This window comes from Nitrospirota bacterium (assembly GCA_016214385.1).
In the GTDB taxonomy this organism is placed as follows: domain Bacteria; phylum Nitrospirota; class Thermodesulfovibrionia; order UBA6902; family JACROP01; genus JACROP01.
Window position 1 is genome coordinate 1 of the sequence record JACROP010000021.1, and the last position, 7,561, is coordinate 7,561.

A 7,561-nucleotide genomic window follows, 5' to 3' on the forward strand; every position below is an offset into this window, starting at 1 on the left:
TGTCAATATTATTTTTTTTTTTTTTTAGTCTGTAGAATAAGTCCCCTTGATTTCGAAACCCACAGTTTTCGGGGGTTACTTTACCCCTCCCGTCCTTGCGATCGCTCACTACAGCGCATTCTGTGAGGTCGAATCTTTGTCATTCCCTCATATATCTTTCACCATGGACTTTTTCTACAGCCTCAACGAGATGTGTGAGGCGCAGGGGGACAGACCTAAGACTGAAAACGAAAAAGCGCTATTCCCTGTCGCCTCGACACAGGTGTTATACGTGCTCTTAATATTTTCCTTTTGCTCGGAAAGTCCCAATGTGCTTTTTCTCGGGCAGGCCCCGTATTTTAGTCCAATATTCTTCTCTTACGTCTTCATCTATTTCAACGTCAGTTGAATAAAGTGCATCCATTCCGTCTTTTCTGCAGCCGGAGATCCAGTATTCATCCCCGGAATCCACGTCAAAGTAGTTTGATTTAAAGCCTTGGCCTTTCAATGTCTGAAATGTCTTGTCTTTATAATGGATTGATTTTCCTGTCTTCGATAGTTTCACGCGACCGATCCGTGCTGGGCCTGCGAGATCGGTTTTGAGCTCGATGTACATTATTCTTGTTTTATTTGTATTCATATTTCACCGTATAACTAATAATTATACCAACTTCCTATTTATAGCTTTCATGGAAAAAATATAGCATATTTTAAGGTTTTTGATAAAGGGGAAAAACATTTAAATTCAATCGTCACATAAGCACACTGCTTGGTATTTTATGGTAATATGGATAAAAAAGGAAGTTGGTATTTTATGGTGAAATTGTCCAATTCTGTTAAAGAGACTTTACCGGAGTTCCAGAAGTTTCTTCTGGAGCGGAAGCTTGTTCCGGCAAAGAACGTGCCTTTTTTCGCTCACTGGGTAGGCCGGTTTCTTGACTTTGCCAGAAAACGCGAACTCTCCTCCACGGAATATCAGGAGTCCGCGGCCACACCAATCTGCAGACCACTATGATCTATACCCATGTTGCCACAAAAAAACATCCTGGGTGTGCGAAGCCCTCTGGATAGATAAAGCTGGATGGGCCAGGTTTTGCCAGCCTGATAAAAACTTCCTTTCTTGTCATTGTGAGTCAAATTTAGAGATTGCTTCGTCGCTTACGTTCTTCTCTCAAATTCCATTTTTCTAAGCTCATATCTCTTAATCTTCCCGGTTATTGTCTTTGGCAGCTCATGGACAAACTCGATTTTTCGAGGGTATTTATAAGGCGCTGTAGTTTTTTTGGTATGCTCCTGCAACTCTTTTAAAAGACCATCTGAGGGTTCAAAACCTCTTTTAAGAACAACAAACGCTTTAACCACCTCGCCTCTTATTTCATCGGGGCTTGCAACAACCGCAGCCTCTGCCACAGAAGGGTGTTCGAGGAGGGCGCTCTCAACCTCGAATGGGCCAATCCTGTAGCCAGAGCTTAATATTATGTCATCTGCCCTTCCAACAAACCAGAAATAGCCGTCTTCATCTTTATACGCCCTGTCTCCTGTCAGATACCAATTGCCCCTGTAGCATTTTTCTGTGGCTGCAGGTTTTTTAACATACTCCTTAAACAGCCCCACAGGCCTTTCTGGTTTGACCCTGACTGCTATTTCACCTTCAATGTCAGGGCTCAATTCATTCCCCTCATCATCTATTACAGAGACATAAAAGCCAGGCACAGGTCTCCCCATAGAGCCAGGCTTTACTGGTATTGAAGGGAAATTTGCAAGGAGATTTACTGTTTCAGTCTGGCCGTAGCCATCGTATATAAGTCTTTCAGTGCCATTCCTCCACTTTTGTATAACCTCGGGGTTTAGTGGTTCTCCTGCAGCAGCGCAATGTCTTAAATTTTTCAGATTAAATGCCTTTAAATCTTCAAGCACCATCATCCTGTATGCAGTCGGAGGCGCACAGAAGGATGTAACACGGTATTTCTCAAGAACTCCCAGGCAGTAATGGGCGTCAAACTTACCCCTTTTATGGTGAGTAAAGATTGCAGAGCCCATGTGCCAGGGGCCAAAAAAAGCACACCAGGCTGCCTTTGCCCACCCCGTGTCTGAGAGTGTCCAGTGCAGATCATCAGGCTTTAAATCCAGCCAGTATTTCCCTGTTACGATGTGGGCAAGCGGATAAGATGCATGAGTATGAAGGACCATCTTTGGAGGCCCTGTAGTGCCTGAGGTAAAGTAAATGAGGGCGGGTTCGTCAGACATTGTCTCAGTCTTCTCAATTGGAGGAAGGCTGGCCTTGCTGTCATAAGTATCCCAGCCCTTCCGCATCCCATCAATGAGTATCAATCTCTTTACTGTCTGTATACCTGACAAAGCCTCATCAACCTTTCCTGCATTCTCACTATCAGTAATAACAGCCTTGATCTCTGCTGCCTCTATCCTGTAAGAAATGTCCTTAGGGGTCAGGAGGGTCGTGGCAGGGATTGCAATAACCCCAAGCCTCAGCATTCCGAGCATTGAAATCCACCACTCAGGCACCACAGGAAGCATCAGGAGCACCCTGTCTCCTTTGTTGATCTCAAGGGATTTAAGATATGCGGAAAAATGAAGGGAGAGCCTCTTTAACTCATCAAAGGTAAATTTCTTTTCATCGCCATCTTCAGATGTCCAGAAAAGGGCAACCTTATTCGGCTCCTGAGCCCATTTATCAAAGACATCATAGCTGAAGTTGAACTTTTCAGGCATTTCAAGTCGGAAGGTCCTGTATTCATGCTCGTAATTAAACATGAACAGAATATATCAGATTGCAGTTATCTGGTCAAAGCAAGTGACGAGAGACTTTTCCAGTGACGAGTGACGAGTTATTATATTTACTCGTCTCTTGTCTCTTGTCACTCGTCACTGGAAAAGTCTCTCGTCATAGGTCGTAGACCTTCTCCTTCACCGGCCCATAAACTACAAGGGCAAAAGGAACTCGTTGCGAGTCGTAACTGACCTGTCCTGAGCCTGCTGATGGAGTTTGTGGAGTTTGTGGGGTTAATTGAGTTGGTTGAGTTTGTGGAGTTTCCTCTCTATCTCTATCTGACCTCTGATTTATAAGTCTGTCAGCGAGTCCTTTTATCTCCTCAAGTGTTACAGCATCTACGGCCTTCATGATTTCATCAGGAGAAAAATACCTGCCGTAGTATATCTCCTGCCGGGCTATATTGGTCATCCTGCTACTTGTAGATTCGAGGGCAAGGATGAGATTACCTTTTAGCTGGTCCTTTGCCCTTTGAAGCTCATCGCTGGTGATGGTATTAGAAAGGCCCCTCAATTCATCTGCTATAAGGTTTATAACTTCCCTGGCCCGTTTCCTGCCTGTCCCGGCATACACAGCCCAGAGGCCTGTATCATAATAAGATGAAATAAAGGAATATATCGAATAGGCAAGACCCCTTTTTTCCCTTATCTCCTGAAAAAGCCTTGAGCTTACTCCTGCACCGAGGATTGTATTGAGCAGATATATGGAATATCTCTCTTCGCTACCCTGAGGAAGGCCTTCAAGCCCAAGACATATATGAACTTCTGACAGATCCTTGGGAATAATATTGACCTTGCTCATAAATTTAGGGGCAGGGCCTCGTTCTGGCTCAGATGCCCTCCTCAAGCTACCGAGGTTATGCTCAAGGCTATGAATCAGTGCATCCTGCTCAAAATTGCCAGCACAGGCTACTATCGTATCCCTTGTGCCATAATATTTTCTTATATGCTCAACCAGGTCTTCCCTTGTAAAGGTCTTTATGGTTTCCCTTCTGCCGAGGACTGATTGGCCCAGCCCCTCCTCTCCCCACACGGTTCGGCTGAAAAGGTCATGTATGTAATCATCAGGTGTATCCTCAACCATTTTTATTTCTTCTTTTATTATCCTCCTCTCCTTTTCGATGTCCTCCTCTGGAAAAGTAGAGTGCAGAAATACGTCTGTTAAAAGTTCAATGCCTTTTGGGACGTGTTCATCGAGGACCTTTACATAAAAAGTCGTGCTTTCACGTGAGGTAAAGGCATTGAGCTCTCCGCCAATTGAGTCTATTTCTACTGCAATATCCCTGGCCGTCCTCTTTCTTGTCCCTTTAAAGAACATGTGTTCAAGAAAATGAGAAACGCCATTTTTATCGTTACTCTCGTGCCTTGAGCCGACATTCACCCATATGCCAATACATACCGAGCGCATGCCCTCTGTGGTTTCTGTAATAACTGGTATACCGTTGCTGAGGAATTCTTTTTTATACATTTCAGTATCGATTAACCCAAAAATGCAGTTTAAAAAACTTAATATATAAACACAGAGGCACAGAGGACACAGAGAAAGTCAAAGAATCGATCCGAGAGGTTGTTTTAGGAAATGATTTTTGTATAAAAAAGTTCATTCTTAAATCTATCTGTGTCTCAGTGTCTCTGTGGTTTAACATGGCTCATGATAAACCAGTTGCATTATGCGGGTTAAATAAAAAGGGGATAAATTCATCACCTATCCCCTCCATCTCTATCTCTATCATAATTTCTATCTTGCAGCCTGCTCCCTCATTGCATCCTTTCTACTAAGCCTGATTCTGCCCATTTTGTCTACCTCGATTACTTTAACGGGGATCTCATCTCCTTCTCTCAGCTCATCTGTTACCTTTGCTATCCTCTTTTCTGATATTTGAGAAATATGGAGCAACCCCTCTGTCCCAGGCAGCACTTCAACAAAAGCTCCGAAATCAACTATCCGTTTAACCTTTCCCATATAAATCTTTCCGAGCTCTACCTCAGCCACTATACCGCTTATGATATCAATAGCGCGCTGTGCCGAGGCCTCATCAGAAGAAGCTATATTTATAATGCCCGCATCATTTATGTCTATCTTGACCCCTGTCTGCTCAACTATACCCCTGATAACCTTCCCGCCCGTTCCAATAACATCCCTTATCTTGTCGGGTTTTATCTGCATGGTGTAAATCCTCGGTGCATACGGGTGTAGCTCTTTCCTCGGCGCTGGCATTGCCTCAAGCATCTTGCCGAGGATAAAAAGCCTTCCCTGCCTCGCCTGTTCAAGAGCCCTTTTCATTATATCGCTGCTAATCCCGCCTATTTTCACGTCCATCTGAAAGGCAGTTATCCCTTTTTCAGTCCCTGTAACCTTGAAATCCATATCCCCTAAATGATCCTCGAGGCCGAGGATATCGCTCAGTATTACTATCCTTTCTCCCTCCTGGATAAGCCCCATTGCAATGCCTGCAACCGACGCTTTTATTGGAACTCCTGCATCCATCAGGGCAAGAGAACCGCCACAAACACTTGCCATTGAGGAAGAACCATTAGATTCAAGGATATCAGTCACCACCCTGATTGTGTAAGGAAATTCGGTTTTCGCTGGTATCACAGACTTCAGCGCCCTTTCCGCTAATGCTCCATGCCCGATTTCTCGCCTGCCGGGCGACCTTAAGGGCTTTACCTCGCCAACGCTAAAGGGTGGGAAATTGTAATGCAGCATAAATGCCTTGGTCGACTCACCTTCCAGTGCATCTATTCTTTGCTCGTCCTCTGCTGTTCCAAGTGTAGCAATAGCAAGGCACTGGGTCTCTCCCCTTATAAAAAGGGCTGAGCCATGGGGCCTTGGAAGAACTCCAACTTCACAGCTTATATGCCTTATGTCCTCAGGCCTTCTGGCATCTGCCCGGATCCCCTCATCGAGTATCATCCTTCTTACAAGGTCTCTTTCAAATTCATAAAACGCTTCTGCTATCTCACGGCTTATATCTTTATCCCCTTTGTTCAATGCCTCGATAGCATCTTTTAAAATGATGTCCAGGACCTCCTGCCTTCTGAGTTTCCCTGGAATTCTTATAGCATCCTTTATCTTTCCTGCTACATGCTCTTTCACAGCCGCTCTTAGTTCATTGTCTATCACAAGGGGTCTGAGGGGTCTTTTTATTTTTCCAACCATTGAGCTCAATTGTTTTTGAGCCAGAACTATCTTCTTTATCTCCTGATGGGCAAAATCTATGGCTGACAGGAGGTCTGCCTCTGTGATTTCAAGTCCTCCTCCTTCAACCATAACAACTGCAGCCTCTGTACCGGCCACCAGGAGATTAAGGTCGCTTGTTTCTATTTCGTTTAAGTCAGGGTTTATTATCAGGTTTCCATTAACCCTACCTACCTTCACTGCCCCAACTTGCTCTGACAGTGGAATATCTGATATAAAGAGGGCAGCAGACATGCCAATAATCCCCATGACATCTGCTATGTTCTCATTACCATAGGATAGCACTGAGACAATTCCCTGGGTCTCTGAATAAAAACCTTCTAAAAAGAGGGGTCTTATTGGTCTGTCAATCAGGCGGGAGGTAAGGACCTCTCTTTCACTCGGACGGCCTTCCCTTTTGAAGAAACCGCCAGGAATTTTCCCGGCAGCATAAGTTTTTTCCTGGTAATCTATCGTGAGCGGGAAAAAATCTAAACCTTCTTTTTCAGCTTCTTCGGCAACAGCAGTTGCCAGTATCACAGTATCGCCGTATTGAACGAGGGCAGCGCCGTCAGCCTGTTTTGCAAATCTACCTGTCTCAATAGAGAGTTTCTTCCCTCTGAGCTCAACTTCAACTTTATACATTATTTCCTAATTTCAAGTCTCTCTATAACCTTAGAGTATCGTTCCTTGTTGGTTCTTTTTAGATAATCGAGGAGACTGCGCCTCTGGCCCACAAGCCTTAAAAGTCCTCTTCTGGAATGATGGTCTTTTGTGTGAGTCCGAAAATGTTCGGTAAGATAGTTTATCCGCTCACTGAGAATGGCTATCTGCACCTCAGGAGAACCTGTATCAACATTATGCAGTTTAAACTGGTTTATTATATCCTGCTTTTTGACTTTATCCAAGGCCACAACTTCACCGCCCTTTCTTAAAAATGTTAATGAACAATAGCACAACAGAAGTTAATATGTAAAGGGTCTGCTGGGATTTCAGAAATGCCTGGGTTTGTGCAGATATATCCAGGCAGAGCCGAGGATTAAAAGAATAGTCAAGACAAAAATTATTTCCTGAGAAATCTCAATATATATCAGTTTTTCTGCATAATTGATAATGAATGAGCCTGTATAGGAAAGGGATGGGTCGTGTCTCTGCCTGAGCCATATCTCGATATGCGTGAGGGGGCAATACCATCCAAAGACCTGCATCACGATGGCGAAAATAAGGCCGCCTATGTGGAGGATTTTAACCCCGATATAGCGGCGGCCCAACAAGGCGCCGAATATGAGGAATAATATCCACAGGAAATGAATTGCTACAACAATATCAGCGGCTATTCTGTAAGCCATCGTTTAACCCAAACAATGCAATTGAACCACAGAGGGCACAGAGTTATAAATGGGAAATGAGAAATAGGAAATGGGAAGTTATGATTTTCACTTCTTACTTCCTACTTCCCAGTTCATTTTTTCCCTCTGTGAACTCTGTGGTTTTCTTTAATATTTTTCCGGGTTAAGTAACCGTCGTCTCTTGCTTTTGAGTCTCCTGTCGTTTTGCTTTTCTTCTGTCGAGGATCTCCGCAAGGAATGGTAAGAGGAGAGAGCCACCTGGTAA

At 44.1% G+C, this 7,561-nt stretch carries 6 protein-coding genes; all 6 read right to left on the minus strand.

Annotated features, from left to right (window positions below; all coding sequences use genetic code 11):
- Positions 1 to 277 precede the first annotated feature (277 nt).
- Positions 278 to 619 carry a 1-deoxy-D-xylulose-5-phosphate synthase gene (locus tag HZC12_01200; GenBank protein ID MBI5025351.1) on the minus strand — a complete coding sequence of 114 codons (342 nt, stop codon included), beginning with the start codon at positions 617 to 619 and terminating at the stop codon, positions 278 to 280.
- Between the two features lie 518 nt (positions 620 to 1,137).
- The gene (locus tag HZC12_01205; protein MBI5025352.1) at positions 1,138 to 2,751 is read right to left on the minus strand and encodes an AMP-binding protein; all 1,614 of its coding nucleotides are present in this window, start codon (positions 2,749 to 2,751) and stop codon (positions 1,138 to 1,140) included.
- A gap of 130 nt (positions 2,752 to 2,881) precedes the next feature.
- Positions 2,882 to 4,234, minus strand: a complete 1,353-nt coding sequence (locus HZC12_01210; GenBank protein ID MBI5025353.1) for an insulinase family protein — start codon at positions 4,232 to 4,234, stop codon at positions 2,882 to 2,884.
- Between the two features lie 270 nt (positions 4,235 to 4,504).
- Positions 4,505 to 6,592: a polyribonucleotide nucleotidyltransferase gene (gene pnp, locus HZC12_01215; GenBank protein ID MBI5025354.1), complete on the minus strand. Its 2,088-nt coding sequence runs from the start codon at positions 6,590 to 6,592 to the stop codon at positions 4,505 to 4,507.
- On the minus strand, positions 6,592 to 6,861 hold the full coding sequence (rpsO, locus tag HZC12_01220; protein MBI5025355.1) for a 30S ribosomal protein S15: 270 nt from the start codon (positions 6,859 to 6,861) through the stop codon (positions 6,592 to 6,594). The genes pnp and rpsO overlap by 1 nt, the downstream gene beginning before the upstream one ends.
- Positions 6,862 to 6,939: 78 nt before the next feature.
- A complete protein-coding gene (locus tag HZC12_01225) occupies positions 6,940 to 7,296 on the minus strand; it encodes a DUF2784 domain-containing protein (GenBank protein ID MBI5025356.1) in 357 nt (118 codons plus the stop codon).
- Positions 7,297 to 7,561: the final 265 nt, after the last annotated feature.

What these genes read in the sequence shown, in the direction of transcription:
- HZC12_01205 (MBI5025352.1), bottom strand. Translation starts at nt 2,751, where the DNA reads ATGTTTAATTACGAGCATGAATACAGGACCTTCCGACTTGAAATGCCT.
- HZC12_01200 (MBI5025351.1), bottom strand. Translation starts at nt 619, where the DNA reads ATGAATACAAATAAAACAAGAATAATGTACATCGAGCTCAAAACCGAT.
- HZC12_01210 (MBI5025353.1), bottom strand. Translation starts at nt 4,234, where the DNA reads ATGTATAAAAAAGAATTCCTCAGCAACGGTATACCAGTTATTACAGAA.
- pnp (MBI5025354.1), bottom strand. Translation starts at nt 6,592, where the DNA reads ATGTATAAAGTTGAAGTTGAGCTCAGAGGGAAGAAACTCTCTATTGAG.
- HZC12_01225 (MBI5025356.1), bottom strand. Translation starts at nt 7,296, where the DNA reads ATGGCTTACAGAATAGCCGCTGATATTGTTGTAGCAATTCATTTCCTG.